The 22,636-nt window shown below is 65.0% G+C and carries 28 protein-coding genes; 19 read left to right on the forward strand and 9 right to left on the reverse strand.

Going from position 1 to position 22,636, the window contains the following annotated elements; all coding sequences use genetic code 11:
- Positions 1 to 50 precede the first annotated feature (50 nt).
- Positions 51 to 599 (reverse strand): sigma-70 family RNA polymerase sigma factor, encoded by a 549-nt coding sequence (locus HYH08_RS34330; RefSeq protein WP_220014240.1) that lies wholly within the window; start codon positions 597 to 599, stop codon positions 51 to 53.
- A complete protein-coding gene (locus HYH08_RS34335) occupies positions 599 to 832 on the reverse strand; it encodes a NepR family anti-sigma factor (RefSeq protein WP_220014241.1) in 234 nt (77 codons plus the stop codon). The genes HYH08_RS34330 and HYH08_RS34335 overlap by 1 nt, the downstream gene beginning before the upstream one ends.
- 221 nt (positions 833 to 1,053) lie before the next feature.
- Here HYH08_RS34335 and HYH08_RS34340 point away from each other — a divergent pair, with 221 nt between their 5' ends.
- Positions 1,054 to 1,860: a response regulator gene (locus tag HYH08_RS34340; protein ID WP_220014242.1), complete on the forward strand. Its 807-nt coding sequence runs from the start codon at positions 1,054 to 1,056 to the stop codon at positions 1,858 to 1,860.
- Between the two features lie 62 nt (positions 1,861 to 1,922).
- Here the strand turns inward: HYH08_RS34340 and HYH08_RS34345 are convergent, their stop codons facing one another.
- Positions 1,923 to 2,396, reverse strand: coding sequence for a TonB family protein (locus HYH08_RS34345; RefSeq protein WP_220014243.1), 474 nt, complete (start codon positions 2,394 to 2,396; stop codon positions 1,923 to 1,925).
- 183 nt (positions 2,397 to 2,579) lie between these two features.
- Between HYH08_RS34345 and HYH08_RS34350 the strand changes: the two genes are divergently transcribed.
- The 5 genes from HYH08_RS34350 to HYH08_RS34370 all read left to right on the forward strand — a co-directional run bounded on the left by HYH08_RS34350 (position 2,580) and on the right by HYH08_RS34370 (position 6,586).
- Positions 2,580 to 3,179, forward strand: a complete 600-nt coding sequence (locus HYH08_RS34350) for a nuclear transport factor 2 family protein (RefSeq protein ID WP_220014244.1) — start codon at positions 2,580 to 2,582, stop codon at positions 3,177 to 3,179.
- Between the two features lie 250 nt (positions 3,180 to 3,429).
- Positions 3,430 to 3,816: a hypothetical protein gene (locus tag HYH08_RS34355; RefSeq protein ID WP_220014245.1), complete on the forward strand. Its 387-nt coding sequence runs from the start codon at positions 3,430 to 3,432 to the stop codon at positions 3,814 to 3,816.
- A gap of 143 nt (positions 3,817 to 3,959) precedes the next feature.
- The gene (gene htpG / locus HYH08_RS34360) at positions 3,960 to 5,834 is read left to right on the forward strand and encodes a molecular chaperone HtpG (protein ID WP_220014246.1); all 1,875 of its coding nucleotides are present in this window, start codon (positions 3,960 to 3,962) and stop codon (positions 5,832 to 5,834) included.
- 176 nt (positions 5,835 to 6,010) lie between these two features.
- Positions 6,011 to 6,289 (forward strand): DUF3551 domain-containing protein, encoded by a 279-nt coding sequence (locus tag HYH08_RS34365; RefSeq protein WP_220014247.1) that lies wholly within the window; start codon positions 6,011 to 6,013, stop codon positions 6,287 to 6,289.
- A 27-nt stretch (positions 6,290 to 6,316) separates the two neighbouring features.
- Positions 6,317 to 6,586 (forward strand): DUF3551 domain-containing protein, encoded by a 270-nt coding sequence (locus tag HYH08_RS34370; RefSeq protein WP_220014248.1) that lies wholly within the window; start codon positions 6,317 to 6,319, stop codon positions 6,584 to 6,586.
- Between the two features lie 13 nt (positions 6,587 to 6,599).
- Here HYH08_RS34370 and HYH08_RS34375 read toward each other — a convergent pair whose 3' ends face one another.
- A complete protein-coding gene (locus tag HYH08_RS34375; protein ID WP_220014249.1) occupies positions 6,600 to 7,304 on the reverse strand; it encodes an SGNH/GDSL hydrolase family protein in 705 nt (234 codons plus the stop codon).
- 91 nt (positions 7,305 to 7,395) lie between these two features.
- Positions 7,396 to 8,376 carry a Bug family tripartite tricarboxylate transporter substrate binding protein gene (locus tag HYH08_RS34380; protein WP_220014250.1) on the reverse strand — a complete coding sequence of 327 codons (981 nt, stop codon included), beginning with the start codon at positions 8,374 to 8,376 and terminating at the stop codon, positions 7,396 to 7,398.
- Positions 8,377 to 8,795: 419 nt separating this feature from the next.
- On the opposite strand from HYH08_RS34380, the gene HYH08_RS34385 reads away from it, so the two are divergent.
- The 5 genes from HYH08_RS34385 to HYH08_RS34405 all read left to right on the forward strand — a co-directional run bounded on the left by HYH08_RS34385 (position 8,796) and on the right by HYH08_RS34405 (position 13,428).
- The gene (locus HYH08_RS34385) at positions 8,796 to 10,610 is read left to right on the forward strand and encodes a long-chain-acyl-CoA synthetase (protein WP_220014251.1); all 1,815 of its coding nucleotides are present in this window, start codon (positions 8,796 to 8,798) and stop codon (positions 10,608 to 10,610) included.
- Positions 10,611 to 10,762: 152 nt separating this feature from the next.
- Positions 10,763 to 11,008 carry an acyl carrier protein gene (locus HYH08_RS34390; RefSeq protein WP_015688794.1) on the forward strand — a complete coding sequence of 82 codons (246 nt, stop codon included), beginning with the start codon at positions 10,763 to 10,765 and terminating at the stop codon, positions 11,006 to 11,008.
- Complete coding sequence (locus HYH08_RS34395) at positions 10,995 to 12,377, forward strand: class I adenylate-forming enzyme family protein (RefSeq protein ID WP_220014252.1); 1,383 nt, start codon at positions 10,995 to 10,997, stop codon at positions 12,375 to 12,377. Before HYH08_RS34390 ends, HYH08_RS34395 begins: the two co-directional genes overlap by 14 nt.
- Positions 12,370 to 13,092, forward strand: a complete 723-nt coding sequence (locus tag HYH08_RS34400) for an SDR family NAD(P)-dependent oxidoreductase (RefSeq protein ID WP_220014253.1) — start codon at positions 12,370 to 12,372, stop codon at positions 13,090 to 13,092. Before HYH08_RS34395 ends, HYH08_RS34400 begins: the two co-directional genes overlap by 8 nt.
- Before the next feature lie 126 nt (positions 13,093 to 13,218).
- Positions 13,219 to 13,428, forward strand: a complete 210-nt coding sequence (locus HYH08_RS34405) for a hypothetical protein (RefSeq protein ID WP_220014254.1) — start codon at positions 13,219 to 13,221, stop codon at positions 13,426 to 13,428.
- Positions 13,429 to 13,434: 6 nt separating this feature from the next.
- Here the strand turns inward: HYH08_RS34405 and HYH08_RS34410 are convergent, their stop codons facing one another.
- Positions 13,435 to 13,812, reverse strand: a complete 378-nt coding sequence (locus HYH08_RS34410; protein ID WP_220014266.1) for a hypothetical protein — start codon at positions 13,810 to 13,812, stop codon at positions 13,435 to 13,437.
- Between the two features lie 220 nt (positions 13,813 to 14,032).
- Here HYH08_RS34410 and HYH08_RS34415 point away from each other — a divergent pair, with 220 nt between their 5' ends.
- Positions 14,033 to 15,184: a DUF3095 domain-containing protein gene (locus HYH08_RS34415; protein WP_220014255.1), complete on the forward strand. Its 1,152-nt coding sequence runs from the start codon at positions 14,033 to 14,035 to the stop codon at positions 15,182 to 15,184.
- Here the strand turns inward: HYH08_RS34415 and HYH08_RS34420 are convergent.
- The 3 genes from HYH08_RS34420 to HYH08_RS34430 form a co-directional block, all read right to left on the reverse strand.
- Complete coding sequence (locus HYH08_RS34420; RefSeq protein ID WP_220014256.1) at positions 15,181 to 15,615, reverse strand: DUF2147 domain-containing protein; 435 nt, start codon at positions 15,613 to 15,615, stop codon at positions 15,181 to 15,183. The genes HYH08_RS34415 and HYH08_RS34420 overlap by 4 nt on opposite strands.
- 95 nt (positions 15,616 to 15,710) lie before the next feature.
- Positions 15,711 to 17,096, reverse strand: coding sequence for an MATE family efflux transporter (locus HYH08_RS34425; RefSeq protein ID WP_220014257.1), 1,386 nt, complete (start codon positions 17,094 to 17,096; stop codon positions 15,711 to 15,713).
- 82 nt (positions 17,097 to 17,178) lie between these two features.
- Positions 17,179 to 17,706 (reverse strand): GNAT family N-acetyltransferase, encoded by a 528-nt coding sequence (locus HYH08_RS34430; protein WP_220014258.1) that lies wholly within the window; start codon positions 17,704 to 17,706, stop codon positions 17,179 to 17,181.
- 233 nt (positions 17,707 to 17,939) lie between these two features.
- Here HYH08_RS34430 and HYH08_RS34435 point away from each other — a divergent pair, with 233 nt between their 5' ends.
- The 7 genes from HYH08_RS34435 to HYH08_RS34465 form a co-directional block, all read left to right on the forward strand.
- Positions 17,940 to 18,536 (forward strand): superoxide dismutase, encoded by a 597-nt coding sequence (locus HYH08_RS34435; protein WP_220014259.1) that lies wholly within the window; start codon positions 17,940 to 17,942, stop codon positions 18,534 to 18,536.
- A 394-nt stretch (positions 18,537 to 18,930) separates the two neighbouring features.
- Complete coding sequence (locus HYH08_RS34440) at positions 18,931 to 19,542, forward strand: permease (protein WP_220014260.1); 612 nt, start codon at positions 18,931 to 18,933, stop codon at positions 19,540 to 19,542.
- Positions 19,539 to 20,039: a hypothetical protein gene (locus HYH08_RS34445; protein ID WP_008138982.1), complete on the forward strand. Its 501-nt coding sequence runs from the start codon at positions 19,539 to 19,541 to the stop codon at positions 20,037 to 20,039. The genes HYH08_RS34440 and HYH08_RS34445 overlap by 4 nt, the downstream gene beginning before the upstream one ends.
- A gap of 43 nt (positions 20,040 to 20,082) precedes the next feature.
- The gene (locus tag HYH08_RS34450; RefSeq protein WP_220014261.1) at positions 20,083 to 20,331 is read left to right on the forward strand and encodes a hypothetical protein; all 249 of its coding nucleotides are present in this window, start codon (positions 20,083 to 20,085) and stop codon (positions 20,329 to 20,331) included.
- 2 nt (positions 20,332 to 20,333) lie between these two features.
- Positions 20,334 to 21,089, forward strand: a complete 756-nt coding sequence (locus HYH08_RS34455; protein WP_220014262.1) for a metal ABC transporter ATP-binding protein — start codon at positions 20,334 to 20,336, stop codon at positions 21,087 to 21,089.
- Between the two features lie 6 nt (positions 21,090 to 21,095).
- Positions 21,096 to 21,965 carry a metal ABC transporter permease gene (locus tag HYH08_RS34460; protein ID WP_220014263.1) on the forward strand — a complete coding sequence of 290 codons (870 nt, stop codon included), beginning with the start codon at positions 21,096 to 21,098 and terminating at the stop codon, positions 21,963 to 21,965.
- Between the two features lie 2 nt (positions 21,966 to 21,967).
- Positions 21,968 to 22,636, forward strand: a 669-nt coding sequence (locus HYH08_RS34465; protein ID WP_220014264.1) for a metal ABC transporter solute-binding protein, Zn/Mn family, incomplete at its 3' end; no start/stop codon positions are given.

Here is a 22,636-nt window from a genome sequence, read left to right on the forward strand (position 1 = left end):
CGCAGAAACGGCCGCCTTCACGTCAGTCCAGGATCAATTGACTCCTGCCGTTATCCGCCGCTGCCGCCGATCACGGCGCGCACGGTCTCGTCGGGCCCAAAGTCCTCGGCGCCGTCGACATAGAGCAACGCGGCGAGCTTCGAGCGCGCGCGGTTGACGCGGCTCTTGATCGTGCCGACCGCGCAGCCGCAGATCGAGGCGGCGTCCTCGTAGGAGAAGCCGGAGGCGCCGACCAGGATGAGCGCTTCGCGCTGGTCCTGCGGCAGCTTTTCGAGCGCGCCGCGAAACTCCTCGAATTCGAGATGCGCGTTCTGCGAGGGCTGCGTCTTCAGCGTCTTGGCGTAATTGCCCTCGGCATCCTCGACCTCACGCCGCCGCTTGCGATAGTCGGAGCGGAACAGGTTGCGCAGGATCGTGAACAGCCACGCCGGTAGATTGGAGCCGGGCTGGAACGAGTCGATGTTGGCAAGCGCGCGCAGCAGGGTTTCCTGCACCAGATCGTCGGCGCGGTCCGCATTGCCGCTGAGCGAGATGGCGAACGCGCGCAGGCTCGGCACGGCCGCGAGGATGTCGTTACGCAGGGAGTCGGTGAGAGGCATTAATCCCTCCCATTGTTGTTGTCGTTAGAGCCCCCGTCCGTTTCCACCTGGTGTGCGCCTCCCGGCGCATCAAGCTTCTTGATCAGTTCTGCGAACCGGTCCGGAACCCCCTGGCGCACGACGTCGTCGTACATGGCACGGAGCTGATGCCCGATCCGGGACTGGATCTCCGGAGTGAGCCCTCCTTTGCCGGGGGTCGTGCTTTTGCTGGCTTGAGACTTGAGATCTTTCATGACCTGTTCCACGTTTCCCCGAGTTAAGTGACTGTAAAATCGAGAAGTTCTCTCAACCGGGAGCCGTTCCCTGGACGAGTTCAATTCCAGGTGCGAGAAAAAGTTCCGCCCCCACGGGAACTTTTCTTGTCCTGAGGCGTAATCAGCCGCGGTAGGGGAACCCGGGCCTCCTCTCGCAGTTCCTGATTTCTTAGGCTTGGCCCAAAATGAATGGAGTGGGGATGTCCCGTTCACAGCTTGTTGCTGAACACTTGCCGTTGTTGCGCCGGTACGCGCGCGCCCTGACAGGCAGCCAGGCCTCCGGTGACGCCTATGTCGCAGCCATGCTGGAAGCCATGCTTGGGGATCCCAGCGTCCTCGACGAGAGCCATGGGCCGCGCGCCGGCCTGTTCCGGCTGTTCACCCAAATCTGGAATTCCGTCTCCGTCAACGACGATTCCGAGGTAGCCACGCTGCCGATGCCGCCCGAGCGGCGTCTGTCGAACATCACGCCGCTGCCGCGGCAGGCCTTCCTGCTGCTCTCGCTCGAGGGATTTTCGGAGGAAGAGGTCGCCTTCATCCTCGGCACCGATGTTGCCGAGACGCGGCGGCTTGCGGACACCGCGGGACGCGAGATGGCGGCCGAGATCGCCACCGACGTCTTGATCATCGAGGACGAGACCTTCATCGCCATGGACCTCGAGAGCCTGGTGAAGAATCTCGGCCACAATGTCGTCGGCGTCGCGCGCACCCATGCAGATGCGGTCGCGCTGGCCAAGAACAAGCGGCCCGGGCTGATCCTCGCCGACATCCAGCTCGCCGACGGTTCGTCGGGCCTCGACGCCGTCAACGAGCTGCTGCGCACCTTCGAGGTGCCGGTGGTGTTCATCACCGCCTACCCCGAGCGCTTCCTCACCGGCGAGCGCCCCGAGCCGGCGTTCCTGATCTCGAAGCCGTTTCAGCCTGCAATGGTGTCTGCAGTGGCGAGCCAGGCGCTGTTCTTCCAACGCAACTCGCGCAACCGCACGCCGAAGGCGCCGGCGGCGTAGCGACGCTTCCATCGAACAAGAAGACGGCGCGTCGCAAGGCGCGCCGTTTTTGCAGCTTTATTTCAGCAACCTCGGCAGATGCTGCGCATCCTGGCATCGATCTTGGCTTGTTCTGCGGCCGACTCTGCCGGCGGCACGCTGCCCGACCACAGTCGCGTCGTTTTGGCCTTGAAGATGATGGGCGCCGTGAGGTGAAGACTGTCCTCCTCAATCTCGGCGGGCGGCTCGGGAAATGGCGCCGCCGCTTCCACCATCGCCAAGGCCGCGGCGTCCAGTTCGCTGGAGCCCGTGCTTTCGACCAGCGCGCACGAAATCAAATTGCCTGTCCGATCGAGAACAAACAGGACTTTCGCCGTGCCGCCTTCGGCAGGCGAATTGCGCGGGTAAGTCCTCTTGCTGACCAACTGATTGGAAACTTGCCTCTTCCAGGCTTTGATAGAGTTCTCTTGGGCGTCCGGCGCCTCAGCCTGCACATATGCTGGGAAAGCCGCCAGCACTCCAAGAAGCGCGGCCAGCAAAAGGAATTTCATCTGCATCGGTGCGGATACTAATCGCCACCAGGTTGATTGCAAGGCTCGCTGCCCGTATCGCGTTTGCGCTCCTGTGGGCAATTCGAACGATCGCGAGACATCGGGCGCTTGACGGAAACCTCATTGCCCCGTTGATATTTCGGGCCGATGGCATCCATCGGAGCCTCGAGCCGCCGGGAGAGACGTACCATGGACCAGCAACTCCTCGACCGCCTCGCCATCCGCGACCTCGTCGAGAACTGGGCGCTGTGGCGCGACGCCGGCGATTGGGAGCGCTTTGCGACCGTCTGGCACGAAGAGGGCTGGATGTCGGCGACCTGGTTTCAGGGGCCGGCGCGGGATTTCATCCGCGTCAGCCAGGAGGGCTTTGCGAAGGGCGTGCGCATCCTGCATTTCCTCGGCGGGACCAGCATCGACCTCGCCGGTGAGCGGGCCATCGCCCAGACCAAGATGACAATCTCGCAGCGCGCGCCCGTGCACGACGTGCTCTGCGACGTGGTCTGCACCGGCCGCTTCTACGATTTCCTGGAAAAGCGGCAGGGCCAGTGGGGCATCGTCCGCCGCCAGCCGATCTACGAGAAGGACCGCATCGACCCGGTCGACCCCGCTGCGACGCTTCAACTCGACCAGAAGACGCTCGCCGCGCTGCCCGAAGGCTATCGCCACCTCGCCTACATGCAGGAGCTGATCGGCTACAAGGTCAAGCGCGACATGCCAGGCCTGATCGGGCCCGAGGTCGAGAAGCTCTATGGCGAGGGGCGGGACTGGCAGGCGGGGAAGACAAAGTGAACCCCAGACAAAAGTAAGGCGCGACTGGCATCACCACAGTCGCGCCCTACGTCGCCGGCTTATGGGGCAGGGGGGAATAGCCGGCTGTTGAGACGACTCCCGGGCGCCGGAGTCGTTCCAGCTGGGTGCGAATTTTTTTGCATGAGGCTGCCGCGTTTCGCACACGGTTAAGTGATCGTGACTACCGAGAACTCCCGATCCGTCGCCCGCGTTGTTCCCGCGATCGCCATGGGGCGAGGGGTCGACAGCCATGTCACAGATTCACAAAGCATTTTTCGGCGCCGTCGCGATCACATTCGCGCTCGGCGCGGCGCAATTGGCCTCCGGCCATGATCTGGCCGACCGTTGGCAGGCGGTCGCCGACCAGCCGGGCCACAACGTCAACCGGTCCGCCAAGTCGGACCGGCTCGCTGACCTCAAGCCGGGAGTTCCCACCCGCACCGTGTCGATGCGGTTGAACGAGCTTGCCGACACCTCGGTGGTGATGCGGGTCCCCGCAGCGATTGAAACCGGCAACGCCAAGCCGCCGACGCTGCTCCAGAAGCAGGGCCGCAAGCCGGCCATTGCCTGCGAGCCGATGGTCAGCGCCCTGACCGAGGTCGCAAAACTGCTTCAGCCCGGTCGCTGCGTGACCTGAGGCGGCATTGCCGGCGGAAGACCTTGGCTGTGCTGGACAAATCGCCCTTCCGCAGGATGGGCGATTTTTCGCGTCTACTTGATCCCCTTTCTCGTTGCGTTATATCCCGGGTTTCTTCCCCTTTTGATTGACCGGGTAAACGCATGACGACGTCAGATACGGCTGTGCACACGCAGCCCTTCCAGGCCGAGGTTTCCGAACTTCTGCATCTCATGGTGCACTCCGTCTACTCGGAGACCGACATCTTCCTGCGCGAACTTGTCTCCAATGCTTCCGATGCCTGCGACAAGTTGCGTTACGAGGCGATCGCAAACCCCTCGTTGATCGGCGAGGGCGAGGCCCTCAAGATCCGCATCATCCCGAACAAGACGGCCGCCACGCTCACGATCGCCGACAACGGCATCGGCATGGAGCGCCAGGAACTGATCGACCATCTCGGCACCATCGCCCGTTCCGGCACCAAGGCCTTCGTCTCGAAGCTGAAGGAGGCCAAGGACGGCCTCGGCCTGATCGGCCAGTTCGGCGTCGGCTTCTATTCGGCCTTCATGGTCGCCGAGAAGATCGTGGTGGTCAGCCGCCGCGCCGGCGAGAGCGACGTCTGGACCTGGACGTCCTCCGGCGGCTCCGGCTTCGAGATCGCGAGGGCCAGCGACGAGGAAGCCTCACGCCTCGTGCGCGGTACCGAGATCGTCCTGCACCTGAAGGATGACGCCAAAAAATATCTCGAGACCTACGAGATCGAGCGCATCATCAGCGCCTATTCGGACAACATCCTGTTCCCCATTGAGCTGGTGCCGGAACAGGGCGAGCCGCGCCAGATCAATTCGGCGAGCGCGCTGTGGCAGCGCTCGAAATCCGAGCTGACGGCGGAGGACTACAAGAAGGCCTATCAGCAGATCGCCTCCGCCTTCGACGACCCCGCGATGACGCTGCACTATCGCGCGGAGGGCCGCTACTCCTACGCCGTGCTGCTGTTCGCGCCGTCGACCAAGCCGTTCGACCTGTTCGAGCCGAACCGCAAGGGCCGGGTCAAGCTCTACGTCCGCCGCGTCTTCATCACCGATGACGCCGACCTGTTGCCGGGGTACCTCCGCTTCATCCGCGGCGTCGTCGACAGCGAGGATCTCCCGCTCAACATCTCGCGCGAGATGCTGCAGAACAATCCGCAGCTCGCCCAGATCCGCAAAGCTGTGGCGAGCCGCGTCGTGTCCGAGCTCGAAAGTCTTGCGGACAAGGACCCGGAGAACTTTGCAAAAATCTGGGACGCCTTCGGCGCGGTGCTGAAGGAAGGCATCTACGAGGATTTCGAGCGCCGCGAAAAGCTGCTGGCGCTGTCGCGCTTCACCACGACCACAGGCGAAAAGCGGTCGCTGAAGGAGGTGGTCGCCGGCTTCAAGCCGAACCAGACCGAGATCTATTATCTCGTCGGCGACAGCTTGGAGCGGCTGAAATCCAGTCCGCGGCTGGAAGCTGCGACCGCGCGCGGCATCGAGGTGCTGCTGCTGTCCGATCCGGTCGACGCGTTCTGGACCTCGATGCCATCAGAGTTCGACGGCAAGCCGCTGAAGTCGCTGAGCCAGGGCGATCTCAATCTCGACCTGATCCCGCGCGTCGATGAGGCCGACGATGCGAAGAAGGACGAGCCTGTCGCCGATGAAGCCGCCACCATCGCGGTGATCAAGGCCGCGCTCGGCGAGCGCGTCAGCGACGTCAAGGCCTCGACCCGCCTCACCAGCTCGGCCTCCTGCCTCGTCGCCGACAGCCAGGGCCCGAGCCGTGAGCTGGAGCGCCTTCTGGCGCAGCAGAACCGCGGCATGCGCACCAAGCCCGTGCTCGAGATCAATCTGCGCCATCCGATGGTCGCGGCGATCACGAAGGCGCAAGCCGGCTCGAAGGCCGTGGACGATCTCAGCCTGCTCCTGCTTGAACAGGCGCAGATTCTGGACGGCGAACTGCCGGAAGACCCCGCGGCGTTTGCGGCGCGGTTGAACCGGCTGGTGTTGCAGGGATTGGGCTAGCGCTGTTTCGTTTGGTCGTCATGGCCGGCTGAGCCCGGCCATGACGCGTGCGTTGCAAGAGCGCATCTCACCTTGCCGTCATCTGTTCTCAGGAACAGTCGCCTCCGCCGGGGTGTTGTGCCATAGGAGGCCGTCGGCGTCAGATCCGCCGACCCCCATGATTCGAGGAAGTCTCCATGCGTTTGCCGATCCTGACCCTCACCGCGATTGTCACGCTGTTTGCCGCGGCAGACGCGCGCGCCCAGACCTATGATCCGCGCTATCCGGTGTGCATGCACGTCTACACGCCGGGCGGCCGGGGCGGCGGCGGCGATTATTACGACTGCTCGTTCACCTCGATTCCGCAGTGCCGCGCCACGGCGTCGGGCATCGCCGCGAGTTGCGACGTCAATCCCTATTACGCCTTTGACGAACCGCCCCCGCCGCCGCGCAAGCGTCACAAGAAGGTGTATTGAGCGATCCGGAGCGCAGGAGCCTTCTTCATGCGTTTCTCGTTCGGCCTAGTCGTAATCGTCGGTGCGGTGCTCGCAGCCGCGCCGTCGCACGCGCAGACCTTCGATCCCCGTTATCCCGTCTGCATGCACGTCTATTCCGGCGCGAATGGCGGTGGTGGAGAGTGGTACGACTGCTCCTTCACGTCGCTGCCGCAATGCCGCGCCACCGCTTCGGGCCGCCCCGCGACCTGCGATCTCAATCCGTATTATCCGGTCAACGCGCCGTCGCCGCGTCCGCGTCGCGCGAGAAGCGGCTAAATCTACCTTTGCTTCAGGTGCCGTGAGACGCCTTGCTGGCCGCGGCGGCGATCGCGTCGGCCAACTGCCAAGTCATCTTGTCCGTGGTCCAGTCGCTGACATGCAGCCGGGTGTCATCGCCGGGATCCACCAGGCGATCGAACGGGATCTTCGCGACCTGGTACCATCCCTCCATCAGCGCAAAGCGGCCGAAGACGTTGACGCGTTTCTCGTGCGCGATCTGTCTGATCGCCGCGACCATGGCCTCCGCCTTCGGGCGCTTGGCCGGTGTCAGCACCGCAGGCACATATTGAAGGTCCATCAGGATCACGTCGATCCCCTCGGCGCGGAGCAATCGGTCGACACCTTCACGGATGGCGTTCGTGGTCTCCTCGAACGAGGGACCGTCAACCTGCCACACCGAATTGGTGCCGATTTGCCATATGACGAGATCTGGCTTCAGGTCGAAGACGTCGTGCTCGAACCGCTTCAGCTCCAAAGGCGCATCTTCGCCGCCGACGCCCCGGTTGATCACCTCGATCGCAACATTTCGAAATTTGATCCGAAGATCCGCCAGCAGCCGCTGCGGATAGGGAGCAATGCCGCCCTCGCCCGCCGTGGTCGACGAGCCGATCGCGACCACTCTGGCCTGTCCGCCCTTCACGCGGCTGGCGAAATTCGTCATCGGCTGCTCGAACGGTGCGACCTGGACAGGAAACTCTAGGGGATCGAGAGCCACGGGTCGCCTCCCTTTCAAACTCTGACAACGCAGGGTAGAAAAGGATAGCGCGTTTGCCTGGAATCGCCTAGCCGCCAGCGGGCCTGAGCCGCTATTCTTTCCTGATTCCCGACAGCTCGACCACTTTACGCCAGCGCTCGGTCTCTGCCGTCAGCATGCCGCCGAATGCGCCGGCATTGCCATGCAGCGGGATTGCGCCGAGCTCGGCGATACGGGCCTTGATCTCGGCATCGGACAGCGCGGCGTCGATCTCGCGATTGAGCAGGTCGATGATCTCGCCCGGCGTGTCGTGCGGGGCCCCGACGCCGTAGAAGGACGACGTCTCATAGCCGGGGAGCGTATCCGCGATCGGCGGCACGTCCGGCAAAATCTCCGAGCGCTCGCGCGTGGTGACACCGAGCGCGCGCAGCTTGCCGGCGCGCACCAGCTCGAAGGACGAGGTGACGTTGTCGAACATGCCCTGGATCTGGCCGCTCATCACGTCGGTGAGGCCCGGTGCCGAGCCGCGATAGGGCACATGGGTGAACTGTACGCCGGCGAGCGACTTGAACAATTCGCCGGACAGATGCAGCGAGGTGCCGATACCGGAGGACGCGATCGACATCTTGCCGGGATTGGCCTTGGCATGGGCGATGAAGTCGGCGACGTTTTTGACGGGCAGATCGTTGTTGACCACCAGCACCAGCGGAATCCGCGCGACACCCGCGACCGGCGCGATGCCCTTGGCGAAATCATACGGCAGCGCCGGATCGAACGAGGCGTTGATCGCATTGGCGGTCGAGGTCAGCAGCAGCGTGTAGCCGTCGGGCGCCGAGGCAATCACCGCCTGCGTGCCGATATTGCTTCCGGCACCGGGTTTGTTCTCGACGATGAAGGTCTGGCCGAGCCGGTCGGACAGGCGCTGGCAGATCAGCCGCGACAGCACATCGGTCGCCCCGCCCGGCGCATAGGGCACCACCCATTTCACGCTGCGCGAGGGATAGGATGGATTGCTCAGCGCGAAGGCGCGTGGTGCGGCGAGTACAACTGCTGCACAGGCGGCGGTCTGAAGGAAATGGCGCTTGGTGATCATGACGGTCTCCGCTTCACCTCGCCCCGCTTGCGGCAGGGCAATCGCATATGGATTTCACGGGGATTGCCCGTGGGGCTCCGCCTCTCCCGCTTGCGGGAGAGGCCGACGCGCTCGCAGAACGCGGCGGGTGAGGGCTCTCTCCGCGATGAGATATTCTCCGCAATCCGCGGCAATCCCGATGCGGAGACACCCCCACCCCAACCCTCCCCCGCAAGCGGGAGAGGGAGCCTACCGCCGATGCCGCTGCATCGTGCGCGCCATATGCGCTATCGCAAGAATCGCGCCAATGCGCACGCCGATCCCGTCGGCTTGGTAAAGGATGACTGGAGTTAATCGAGAGCTAACCGGCTTTTACCTTGTCTCTTAACACCTGGGCAGGGCGTGCAGGCTAAGCTGCCGAAATCACACGTTCCGAAAGAATGAACGGCATGACCATCGGCGTCATCGAGCAACCGAAAGCCGCGCGCGCGCCGTCGGCATCGAAGATCTGGCTGAAGGCGATCGAGCTCACCGCGCGGATCGAGACGCTGCCGGGCCGGCTGTTCGCGGATGTCGTCGACGATTGGGCGCGGCGGCAGCCCGACCGCGTTGCGCTGATCACGGACGATTCAAGCTTCGATTACGACAGCCTGTCGAAACGCATCAACCGCTATGCACGCTGGGCGCGCTCGGTCGGAATCGTCAAGGGCGACACCGTCGCGCTGATCATGCCGAACGGCCTCGACTATGTCGCGGCCTGGCTCGGCATCAGCCGCGTCGGCGGCGTGGTCGCGCTGATCAACACCAAGCTCGTCGGGCCGTCGCTCGCGCATTGTCTGGACGTCGCGAAGCCGCTGCATATCATCATTGCTCATGACATGGCGGAGACGCTGGAGAGCGCAAAGCCGCATCTGAAGACGGATGCGAAGATCTGGATCCATGGCGATGCCCGCAGCGAGCGCGCCATCGACGTTGCGCTCGCCGCGCTCGACGATGCTCCGCTCTCGCCGGAGGAGCATGGCGACGTCACCATCGACGACCGCGCGCTGCTGATCTACACGTCCGGCACCACGGGCCTGCCCAAGGCCGCCAGCATCAGCCATCGCCGCATCCTCAATTGGGGCTTTTGGTTCGCCGGACTCACCGGCGCCACGCCGCAGGACCGGCTCTATGACTGCCTGCCGCTGTTCCACTCGGTCGGCGGCATCGTCGCGCCCTGCAGCATGCTCGCTGCCGGCGGTTCGGTGGTGATCGCCGAAAAATTCTCGGCCTCGCATTTCTGGCCCGACATCGTGCGGCACGACTGCACGCTGTTCCAGTATATCGGCGAGCTCTGCCGCTATCTGCTGAAGGCGCCGCCGTCCGAATACGAAAACCGCCACCGGCTGCGGCTCGTCTGCGGCAACGGTTTGCGCGGCGACATCTGGGAAGATTTCCAGAGTCGCTTCGCCATTCCTCGCATCCTCGAATTCTACGCGGCGACCGAAGGCAATTTCTCGCTGTTCAACGTCGAGGGCCAGCCCGGTGCGATCGGCCGGATCCCGCCGCTGCTCGCGCACCGATTTCCCGCAGGCCTCGTCAAGCTTGATCCGGACAGCGGCGCGCCGCGGCGCAATGACGAGGGTTTTTGCATTGCCTGCGCTCGCGGCGAGGCCGGTGAAGCCATCGGCCGCATCGGCACGGCCGACCAGGGCGGCGGTCGCTTCGAGGGCTATACCGACGCCGGCGAGACCGAGAAGAAGATCCTGCGCGATGTCTTCGCCAGGGGCGATGCCTGGTTCCGCACCGGCGATCTGATGCGGCTCGACGACAAGGGTTTTTTCCATTTCGTCGATCGCATCGGCGACACCTTTCGCTGGAAGGGCGAGAACGTCGCGACCTCGGAGGTCAACGACGCCGTGCGCGATTTCCCCGGCGTGATCGATGCCACGACCTATGGCGTGGCCATTCCGGGCACCGATGGCCGCGCCGGCATGAGCGCCATCGTGGTCAACGAAGGTTTTGACCTCGCGGCATTCCCTGCGCATCTCGCGCAGCTTCTGCCGGTCTACGCCCGCCCGGTCTTCATCCGCATCTCGCGCGAGCTCGATGCGACCGAGACCTTCAAGCAGAAGAAGGGCGAGCTTGCCCGCGAAGGCTTTGATCCGGCCGCGATCGGCGATCCGCTGTTCATGCTCGAACCGAAATCCGGCGCCTATATCGCGCTGGATGCAGCGGCATATGCAAAGGTCGTGGACGGTACGAGCCGGCTGTAGTCCGCGCAAAATCGAGAGATAGGTCCAATTTTATCTGAATTGTCCAAGAGCCCATTTACTTCTGTCCGGTAAACACACGGGCATGGGAGGCGGTCCTCAAGAGCCGCCCACAAGAAACACGATCGATTAACTAAGCATGAGGCGATTAAGCCATGTCGGTACGGTCCAAGGTCATTGAGGCGATCCAGCAGATCGCCAAGGAACAGCACGTCACGCTTCCCGCGCTTTCGGACGATCTGTCCCTGCACGAGACGGGTTTCGACTCGCTCGCCTTCGCCATTCTCGTCGCGCGTCTCGAGGACGAGACCGGCGTCGACCCCTTCACCATTTCCGAGGACGCAGCGTTCCCCGCCACAGTTGGCGATTTCGTGCGGGCCTACGAAAATGTCCCCGCGTGAGATCTTTGCGCTTCGCGACTATCTCAGTCCGGAGCTGACCGGCCGCACGATCTCGGATGCGCACCATGTCGTGTCGCTGACCGATATCCTGTCGCACACGGTTCTGGACGGCCGCCTGCGCGAGCTGTCCGGCCGCGCCGTGCTGCTCAAATTGTCCGATCAGCTTCGGTCGGGCCTGGCCATGATCGAGCTCGACGGCATCGCCCGCCGCATGCTCTTGTGCCCGCCCGATCTCAACCCTGCCCATCTCGACGCGCTGATCGCCGATGCCGGGATCGACGCCGTCGTCACCGACGAACCGGATCGCTGGGTTGAGACCGGCGTTTCGCTGGTCGTCAGCGCGCAATTACCGCTTCAAGCGACCACTCCAGCAAAGGCCGAGCGCGCCACCGAATGGCTGATGCTCACCTCCGGCACCTCAGGCGTGCCGAAGATCGTCGGCCATACGCTGGAAGCGTTGACCGGGGCCATCGTCGCCGAAGGCCCCGGACGCGGGCCTGCACCTGTTTGGGCGACCTTCTACGACATTCGCCGCTATGGCGGCCTGCAAATCTTCCTCCGCGCCATCCTCTCCGGCGGCTCCATGGTGCTGTCCGATCCGCATGAATTGCTCGGCGATCACGTCGCGCGGCTGAATGCGCGCGGCGTCTCGCACATGTCCGGCACGCCCTCGCACTGGCGCAAGCTCCTGATGAGCGGCTCCGCCGCACAGTTTGCGCCCGGCTATGTCCGTCTCTCCGGCGAGATTGCCGACCAGGCGGTGCTCGACGGCCTGAAGGCGGCCTTCCCCAATTCCTCCGTCGGCCATGCCTATGCCTCGACCGAGGCCGGCGTCGGCTTCGCCGTCAATGACGGCCTCGAAGGTTTTCCGGCCAATTATCTCGGCAGCCGCAATGGCGTGGAGATGAAGGTCGTGGATGGCTCGCTCCGCATTCGTTCGACGCGCACCGCTCATGCCTATATCGGCCGCAACGCTGCCGCGCTCACCGATGCCGACGGATTCGTCGACAGCGGCGACATCGTCGAGCTGCGCGGCGACCGCTATTATTTCGTCGGCCGCCGCGGCGGCATCATCAATATCGGCGGGCTGAAGGTTCACCCCGAAGAGATCGAGGCGGTGATCAACCGCCATCCGGATGTGCGGATGTCGCGGGCAAAATCCCGCCGCAGCCCGATCACCGGTGGTATCGTCGTCGCCGACGTGATCCTGGCGGACGGTACAGATCAGGCACGCGTGAAGGACATCCGCGACCAGATCCTGGAGCAGTGCCGCGCCCAGCTCGCCTCCCACAAGGTGCCGGCGGTGATCCGCTTCGTCGAGGCGCTCGACGTCACCCCGGCCGGCAAATTGGCGCGCACCGATGCATAATGTCCTCGTCACCGGCGGCAGCCGCGGTATCGGCCTTGCGATCGGCACACGCCTCGTCGGTGCCGGTTACAACGTGATCGCAGCGGCGCGGCGCGAGAGCGACGAGCTCAAGGCTGCGATCGCGGAGTCCGAGGGCCGGTTGCATTTCCGCACCTGCGACCTCGCGGTGATCGACGCGATCCCGGCTTTCGCAAAGCTGGTGCGCGACGAATTCGGCCCGATCTACGGCCTCGTCAACAATGCCGGCCTCGGCACCGAGGGCCTGCTCGCGACCATGCACAATTCGGAGATCGAGGCGCTGGTGCAGCTCAACGTGCTGTCGCCGATCATCCTCACCAAATATGTCGCACGGCAGATGATGGCGGATGGTGCGGGACGCATCATCAACATCTCCTCGATCATCGCGACCACGGGCTATAATGGTCTCTCCGTCTACGGAGCGACCAAGGCCGCCGCGACCGGCTTCACCCGATCGCTCGCGCGCGAGGTCGGCAAGCTCGGCATCACCGTGAATGCGATCGCGCCCGGCTTCATCGACACCGAGCTGACGCACAATCTTTCCGACGAGGGCCGCAAGCGCATTGCGGGGCGCAGCGCGCTGCGGCGTCTGCCGGAGACCGATGACGTCGCACGCATGGTGGAATATCTGCTCGGCGAGGGCGGCCGCAACGTCACCGGGACCGTGTTCACGATCGATGCGGGGAACACCGCATAGGCGGAACCCCGCTGCCACAATTGCGTTGATCCGGAGCAATGACATCGAGCCGGATTTGGTCGTAAGATGCCCCGCAATCGATTGGATTACGTCAATCGATCTGCCCTAAACGAAGGGGAGCAGTCGATGGCCACTTCGAACATGACCGCCTCAAGTCAGGGCCGGACCGAGCAGCCTCGCGCGAAGCTCGACGACATTCATTGCCTCCCAATGGCAAATCAGAATTCCGGCAGTCACGGCTACGAGATGTATCCGCAGCAGTTCGTGCGGCTGGTCGGCTGCCACGACGCGTCCCTCGACGCCTTGCGCAAGCGCGAGGACGAGAAGCTGCATTAGGCAGCTTCAGTCGCGGTGCTGCTTCGGCAAGTCGATCCGCTGATGTGAGAATTCCGGCGGCCCCTCGGTGAGGCGGCGGATGCGGCGCTCGCGTTCGTCCGCCGGCAATGCGGGATCGAGCAGCGCCTCGATCTCGTGTACGGCAATCGCCTCGATCCGCGTGGCATCCGATGCAAAGGATTGCGCCGACGCCGATGCGGCCGGCGCAATCTTCAGGCCGAGCTCGACCAGCTTGCAGATCGCATCCGAGCGGGTGAGATGATGGGCTTCGGCCCAGGCATCGACAGCCGCGGTCAGTACCGCCGGCATCTTCACCGCGCTGATCGGATCGAGCCGCCGAGCCGGAGCGATGGTGTCCCTGTTGCCGAAATCGGGCACGTCGATATCCCGTTGAACCCCTGGGTGATGATCCAAGCGTAGCCACTCTTCGAACGTCCCTGTTTGACGTCGATCAATGACGACGTGCGGCAATGCAGCGCGGCCAGATCTTGTTGCCCGGGCCGGATTCGGCCAATGATTGCAAGGGCGCCTCATCAGGCGAACCCCGATCGATCCCGCCACGTATATCTCTCGGACGCGCTTCCCAACCATCCGGCATCACCCGATGACATCAGGCGAATCCTTCTATGGCGGCATTCCCGTCTTTCGCAGCTTCACCAGCCTGATGGACCCGGCGCTGTATGCGCCCTTGCCTGACGACTGGAGCGTCGGCGTCGCCGATATCGTCGATTCCACCAAGGCGATCGCGGCGCAGCGCTACAAGGCGGTCAACATGGCCGGCGCCGCGGTGATCGCGGCGGTGACGAACGCGCTGGAGGGGCGCGAATTCCCCTTCGTGTTCGGCGGCGACGGCGCAAGCTTTGCCATTGCGCCTGATGAGCTCGAGCGCGCCCGCGACGCACTGGCTGCGACCGCGACCTGGGTGCGGGAGGATCTCGATCTGAAGATGCGCGTCGCGCTGGTGCCGGTCAGCGCGATCCGCGCGCAAGGTCTCGACGTGCGCGTCGCGCGCTTCGGGCCGTCGGCAAACCTGTCCTATGCGATGTTCTCCGGCGGCGGGCTCGCCTTCGCCGATGCCGCGATGAAGCGCGGTGAGTTCGCGATCGCGGAGGCACCCGCCGGCACGCAGCCTGATCTCTCGGGCCTGTCCTGCCGCTTCGAGGTGATGCCGGCCGCGCGCGGCCTGATCCTGTCGGTGCTGGTGATGCCGGCGCGCGGTGCCGATCCGCTCGCGTTCCGCAAGGTGATCGAGGACGTCATTCACCTCGTCGAGCGCAGCCCCGATGGCGGCCGCCCGGTGCCGCCGCAGGGGCCGCCGCTGAAATGGCCGCCGCAGGGGCTGGACTTCGAGGCCCGCACCAAGCGCGGCGGGCCGCTGGTCGTCCGCCGCGCGGGCGTGCTGGCCTACACGCTGTTCGCCTATCTGATCATGCGCTTCGATCTCAAAATCGGCGGCTTCGTGCCTGATGTCTACAAGCGCCAGGTGGTCGAGAACTCGGACTTCCGCAAATACGACGACGGCCTGCGCATGATCCTCGACTGCACGCCGCAGCTCGAGCGCGCCCTCAGCGATCGTCTTGCCGCCGCCGCGCGCGAGGGAATCGTGCGCTATGGCCTCTACCCGCAGGACGCCGCGATGATGACCTGCTTCACGCCTTCGGCACTGCGCAGCGACCACGTCCATTTCATCGACGGCGCGCGAGGCGGCTATGCCTCGGCGGCGACCGCGCTGAAGGCGATGACGGTGGCGAGCTAACGCCCCGCGCGCGTCCAGGTCTCGCCGCCGCAGAGCGCGCCGACGCAGCCTTCGACCCGCAGCGAATCCGCGCCCGTGACCGTGACGCTGCTGGCATAGGTGCTGCCGTCGTCGGCATTGTAGATCTGGCCCGACCATTTGTTCGGGCCTGAAGGCTGCATGCCGCTGAACAGCGGCAGGCCAATCATCGGGCGCTTGGCGAGCGCGCGATTGGGATTCTTGCTGTCGGTGGCGGGCTGGCCGGTCGTGGTGTCCATGGGCTCGCGCAGCCAGACGATGTGGCCGCAGATCCCGCCGCCGCACTTGCTGATCTTGACGCGGGCATCGCCGGCCTGGGTGAGCCAGGTGCCGTCGGCGCTCTGCGCTCGGGCGGAATTCGCGCCGAACAGCGCAGCCAGAATGACGATGAGAGCGGCGAATCTGATTGTCATGGAGAGGGTCCCGGAATTGAGGCGCCTCCATAGCAGCAAATCGGGCGCGTGCAACGCCCGATGGAATCACATTCTTGCGCTCATTCGACCTGCGCTCATTTGCCCCAGCGTGCCAGGGCGACCGAGGCCGCCGTCGCGAGCCCGAACACGACCATGGCGCCGCCGATCAGCGCGAACAGGGTCCAGGCCGGCGCCTGCGCCAGCATCAGGCCGACGCCACCGATCGCAACGATCAGAAGCCGCCCCGTCGAGGCCAGCACCGGCCCGCCGACGCGTGCGGCGCCTTGCGAGGAGAAATACAGCGAGACGCCGATGCCGAAGAATGCGAAGGCCGGCCCCGCCCAGTGGAAATAGCTGTGTGCGGCGGCGGTGACGCCGGTATCGCGCGTGAACAGCGACACCCAGAGCGCCGGATCGAGCGCGATGACGAGGCCGATCGTGCCGACGGTCAGTCCGGAGGCCGCGGCCGCAGTCCAGGCGACGCGCCGCGCGCGCTTGAGATCGCCGGCGCCGATCGCCATGCCGACCATCGGCACGGAGGCGATTCCGAAAGCGAAGGTGATGGGAATCAGCAGGAATTCCAGCCGCGAGCCGATGCCATAGCCGGCCAGCATCTCGGTGCCGAAGGTTGCCAGGATCTTCGTGAAGATCAGGATGGTCAGAACGGTCTGGAGCGGCGACAGGCAGGCGACGGCGCCGACCTTGAGGATGTCGAAGAACATTGCCCGCTCGACATGAAACGCGCGAAAATTCAGCGGCAGCCGGCTGCGGCCGGACAGCAGATACCAGAGGAAGAAGATCGCGGCGCAACTGAACGCGATCAGCTGGCCGGCAGCAACGCCGGGCATGCCGAACTGCGTCACGCCGAACAGGCCGAGCCCGAGCGTGCCGCCGAGCGCGATCTGGAGCACGCTCGTCCCGATCAGAATCATCGAGGGCAGGCGCATGTCGCCGGTGCCGCGGATGATCGAGGCCAGCGTATTGACGAGCCAGATCGCGACCGCGCCGGAGAACAGGACTTGCGAATAGCCGCAGGCCTCCTCGAGCACGCGCTCGCGGCCGCCGAGCAGCGTGAAGAACGCGCGGCCGAAGGCGAGCATCATCACCGTGAAGAACAGCCCGCCGCAGAGGCCGATGATGCCGGCATGAACCGCCAGCGTCGCGGCGCGGTTGCGATTGCCGGCGCCGAGCGCGCGGCTGATCGCGGAGGAGACGCCGCCGCCCATCGCGCCCGCGCTCATCATCTGCGTCAGCATCGCGAACGGAAACACCAGCGCGATCGCCGCCAGCGGAATGGTGCCGAGCCGGCCGATATAGGAAGTCTCGGCGATCGCGACCAGCGTGCTGCCGACCATCGCGATCATGTTGGGAATCGCGAGCCGCAATAGCGTCGGCAGGATCGGCGCCGTCAGCAGGCTGGCAATCGGGGAGGCGACCGGCGCAGGCGGCGCGGCGGTGTCTATCGGAGCGTCGATCGTCATATGTCACGGAGCGGAATATCAGATGATGATCGACATATTACCGGGCGAGCTGCGCCCGCGCCAGCCGGCCGTCACGCAGGGCTCACCAGGGCAGGCCGCAGAGGTCGATGGTGCCGAGCGTCGGGGCGCGGACGATGTTGAAGACATAGGGCGCCATGGCGGTGAAGCGGACCCGTCCCTCCGGCTGCTCGCAATAGACCTCGCCCTTGAAGGGCAGCCAGCTCCGTCTCTCGTAGAACCCGAAATTGTGCGGCTCGCAGAACAGCAGCGCGAAGCGTACGGCCTCGTTGGCGCGCATGGTATGCACGGCTGCGTCGATCGCCACGGTCGCATAGCCGCGGCCGCGCCGGTCCTCACGGGTGCAGACCCCGCCGATGCCGCCGATATGAACCTTCTGTCCGTTCCAGGTGACGGTGCGGAAATAGATGCCGACATGGCAGACGAGGCCGTCCTCGGGCGTCTCGATCAGCACGCGGAGGTCGGCATGGGCCCATTTGACGTGAGCCCAGGGCTTGTCCGCGACCTGCTGCGGCCCCCAGACCGCCTGATGCAGCGGCTCCGCAATCTTCCACGAGGCGTCGCCGTTGAGGATGTCGATCTCGATGCTCATGACCTTCTCTTTCGCATCTCCGCGCCGTGGCGCGTTCGTTCTCCCATAAGCGCCTCAAAGGCAATGATATTTTGCGGCCGGTCGAGCTGCTGAGCGTTTGCGTCGATTTTATGCAATCCGGCCAAACGGTCGCATCACGCAATTTCGCAAATTGGCGGTATTTAACGGCGCCGGAACATTCTATAAGGGATGACCGTTAAGCCTCGTTCCCCACCAGTTGCGGACAAGAACCCATGACATTCACGCTGCCCCCACTCCCTTACGCCTATGACGCCCTCGGCCAGTTCATGTCGAAGGAGACGCTGGAATTCCACCACGACAAGCATCATCAGGCCTACGTCACCAACGGCAACAACGCGCTCAAGGGCACCGAATGGGAAGGCAAGTCCCTTGAAGAGATCGTCAAGGGCTCGTTCGGCAAGAACCCCGCGGTGTTCAACAACGCCGGCCAGCACTACAACCACATCCACTTCTGGAGCTGGATGAAGCCCAATGGCGGCGGCGACAAGCTGCCGGGCAAGCTCGCGAAGAAGATCGACGAAGACCTCGGCGGCTTCGAGAAGTTCAAGGCGGACTTCCAGGCGGCGGGCGTCGGCCAGTTCGGCTCCGGCTGGGCCTGGCTCCAGGTCAAGAACGGCAAGCTCGAGATCGCAAAAACCCCGAACGGCGAGAATCCGCTGGTGCATGGCGCCACCCCGATCCTCGGCGTCGACGTCTGGGAGCACTCCTACTACATCGACTACCGCAACCGCCGCCCCGACTATCTCAAGGCGTTCGTCGAGAACCTCGTGAACTGGGAATACGTCGAGTCCCTGTTCGAGAAGGCGTAAGCTGGTTTCACCGTAACAGCGAAAGGCGGTCGCTCACGCGGCCGCCTTTTTGCTATGCGGAAACTAAAATCTGCGCACTTGGGCTCGGTTCACCTCTCCCCAGCGGGGAGAGGTCGATTTGCGTCAGCAAATCGGGTGAGGGGGCGCTGCCCCACGCTGGGACCTTAAACCCTCACCCGGATTGCTTAGGTGCGCAATTGCGCACCAGAGCAATCCGACCTCTCCCAAGGGAGAGGTGAATTCCCGATGCCGCACCGGTTCAGGCCGATCTTACGGAGGCTTGCCCCCCGCACAGTCCTGCGCGCTACGCGCACCGGCCTGCCATCGTACCGTTTGCATCGCATGGACGGCGCCCTTAATCAGGATGGGCATCCCATCCGATCGACCCCGCCCATTGTCAGTGCCTTCCCAGAAAAACCCGCCGCCTGCCGAGGACGCGGAGTCCGAGCCGCGGCCGGGGCGCGTGCGCAAGCCGATCGGCTGGTCGACGATCATCATTGCCGCCCTGGTGGCGGTGAGCGCGGCGCTGGTCTGGCGACGTGACGGCACCGACGGCGTTCTCGACATCCTCACCCACGATCTCTCGCTGTTCTCAGGCATCCTGCCGCGTGTGCTCGCCGGTTGCCTGCTCGGCGCCTTCATCTCGGAGATCCTGCCGCACGAGAAAGTCTCGCGCTCGCTCGGGCCGAAATCCGGCCTGATGGGCCTGCTGATCGGGACTGCCTTCGGCGCGATCCTGCCCGGCGGGCCCTTCACCGCCTATCCCGTCGCGAGCGCGCTGCTCGCGGTCGGCGCCGATTTCGGCGCCACCATCGCCATGGTCGTGAGCTGGACGCTGATCGGCTACGGCCGGGCGGTGGCCTGGGAAATCCCGATCATGGGCACCGATTTCACGCTGTGGCGGATCGTGATCTCGCTGCCGCTACCGGTGCTCGCGGGCGCGCTCGGCCGCTTCGTCTATGTCCGGGTCTATCCGAAGCGCGACAGCGACGAGGACGCGGCATGAGCGCGGCGCTTCTGATTGACATCCTGCTCTGGGGCTCGGTGTTCGGCGTCGGCCTGATCGCCTTCCGCCGCGGCCCGCCGGTGTTCAAGGCCTCGCTCCGCGAAGGCTCGATGGACTTCATCAACATCGTGCCGCGGATCGCGCTCGGCGTAATCGGCTCCGGCTACATCGCCGCCATCATCCCGCAGGAGGTGATCACCGGCTGGCTTGGCCCGGACAGCGGCTGGCTCGGGGTTGCCACCGCCGTGGTCGCCGGCGCGGCCACCCCCGGCGGCCCGGTGATCGGCTTCTCGATCGGGACCGTGGCGCTGAAGTCGGGCGGCGGAGTGCCCCAGGTGGTTGCCTATGTCGTGGCCTGGGCCCTTTTTGCCTTCCAGCGAGTGATCTTGTGGGAAATCCCGTTCATGCCGGCCCGTTTCGTCTGGTTCCGCTGCGCCGTTTCGGTGCCGTTCCCGTTCGTGGCCGCCGCCATCGCGATGGTGATCGGCAAGCCATGACCGACCGTGGACAGAGGTAATGTTATAATATAACGTCCTTGGCATGGTTCCCGCCGCGTCCCACGCCCATCACCACGATCGCGCCCATGGTCATCCTCCTGGCCATTCCCACGACCACGGGCATTCGCATGGGCACGACCACTCCCACGCCCATGTCCACGATGCGGCCTCGCCGCATCCGGCCCAGGACGCGCCCTGGTCGATCCTGCGCATGACCATGGCCGGCCGTCTTGCGGGCGCCCTAGCCGTCTGCGCCGTACTCTGGGGCATCGTTGTCCTGGCGATGAGGTGAGGATGGCGGCTCTTCATTTCCACAACGTCACGCTCGGCTATGACCGGCATCCGGCCGTGCACCATCTGAGCGGCGAGGTCGCATCAGGCGCGCTGGTCGCGGTGATCGGCCCCAACGGCGCGGGCAAGTCGACCCTTCTGCGCGGCATCGTCGGCATCCTCAAACCGCTCGACGGCCACATCCACCTCGGCGGGCTGGATGCCCGCGACATCGCCTATCTGCCGCAGAGCGCGGAGATCGACCGCAGCTTTCCGATCTCGGTGTTCGATTTCGTCGGCACCGGGCTGTGGCGCGACGCCGGCCTGTTCGGCGGCATCGGCAAGGCCGCGCGCGACAGGATCCTTCGCGCGATCGCATCCGTCGGGCTCAACGGTTTCGAGAACCGCCCGATCGGCACGCTCTCGGGCGGGCAGATGCAGCGCGTGCTGTTCGCGCGCGTGCTGCTTCAGGACGCGCGCCTGATCGTGCTCGACGAACCCTTCAACGCCATCGACAGCAAGACCACGACTGACCTGCTCGCGCTGGTGAAGCACTGGCACAGCGAGGGCCGCACGGTGCTCGCCGCGCTGCACGACATGGAGATGGTGCGCACCCATTTCACCGAGACGCTGGTGCTGGCGCGCGGCCCCGTCGCCTGGGGACCGACGGCCGAGGTGCTGACGCCGGAAAACCTGCTGGTTGCGATGCGGATGTGCGAGGCCTTTGACGACAGCGCGACGGCCTGCGCGGCCGACGATCCCCGCTCGCGGGCGGCGTGATCTCAGATGATCTACGACGCTCTGATCGGTCCGTTCACCGAGTTCGAGTTCATGCGGCGGGCGCTGGCCGCGGTCATCGCGCTGTCGCTGGCGGGCGCGCCGATCGGCGTGTTCCTGATGCTCCGGCGGATGAGCCTCGTCGGCGACGCCATGGCGCATGCGATCCTGCCCGGTGCGGCCGTCGGCTTCCTGCTCTCCGGCCTCAATCTGTTCGCCATGACGGCCGGCGGCCTGATCGCCGGCTTTGCCGTCGCGATCCTCGCCGGCGTGGTCGCGCGATCGACCGGGCTGAAGGAGGATGCCTCGCTCGCGACGTTCTACCTCGCCTCACTCGCGCTCGGCGTCACCATCGTCTCGATCAAGGGCACCAATATCGACCTCTTGCATGTGCTGTTCGGCAACATCCTTGCGATGGACGACCAGACCCTGCTGGTGGTCGCCTTCAACGCCACGGTGACGCTGCTGGTGCTCGCGGTGATCTATCGCCCGCTGGTGATCGAGAGCGTCGATCCCTTGTTTTTGCGCACCGTCAGCCGCGCCGGCGGCCCCGCGCATCTCGCCTTTCTCGCGCTCGTCGTGATCAACCTCGTCAACGGCTTCCAGGCGCTCGGCACGCTGCTAGCGGTCGGCCTGATGATCCTCCCCGCAGGCATCGCGCGGTTCTGGTCGCGCGATCTCACCGCGATGATCTGCATCGCGGTGGTCGCGGCCGCCGTCTCCGGCTATGCCGGCCTCGTGCTGTCGTTCCAGACCCGCGTGCCTTCAGGCCCCGCGATCATCCTGGTGGCGACGCTGCTCTACATCGTCTCCGTCCTGTTCGGCCGCGTCGGCGGCATCGTCCGTCAACTGTTTCCCGGTCGGCATCTGGAGGCGTGACGATGCGGCGCCTCCTGCTTTGCATGCTCCTGCTGATCGCCTCGCCGTTGCACGCGGCTGAGCGGCTCAATGTGGTCGCGAGCTTTTCGATCCTCGGCGATTTCGTTCGCAACGTTGGCGGCGACCGCGTCAACGTCACGACGCTGGTCGGCCCCGACAGCGACGTCCATGTCTATACGCCGGCGCCAAGCGATGCGAAGCGCATCACGGATGCCAGGCTCGTCATCGTCAACGGGCTCGGCCTCGAAGGCTGGCTGCCGCGCCTCGTGCAGTCCTCCGGCAGCAAGGCGATGGTCGTCACCGCGAGCGCCGGCATCGCCCCGCACAAGCTCGGCTCGGGCGCCGATCCCCATGCCTGGCAGTCCGTGCCGAATGCCAAAATCTACGTGACCGACATCGCCAACGCGCTGGCCGCCGCCGACCCTGATGATGCCGAGGTCTTCCGCACCCAGGCCAAGGCGTATCTGGAAAAGCTCGAAACGCTGGATCGCGAGGTCCGGGAGGCCGTCGCAAAAATCCCGCCCGACCGGCGTAAGGTGATCTCGACCCACGACGCCTTCGGCTATTTCGCGGCCGAATACGGTATCCAGTTCATAGCTCCCCTGGGCGTCTCCACGGAAACCGAGCCCAGCGCGCGGGACATTGCCGCCATCATCGGCCAGATCAAGGCC

Source organism: Bradyrhizobium sp. BR 10289, assembly GCF_019455385.1.
Taxonomy (GTDB): Bacteria; Pseudomonadota; Alphaproteobacteria; order Rhizobiales; family Xanthobacteraceae; genus Bradyrhizobium.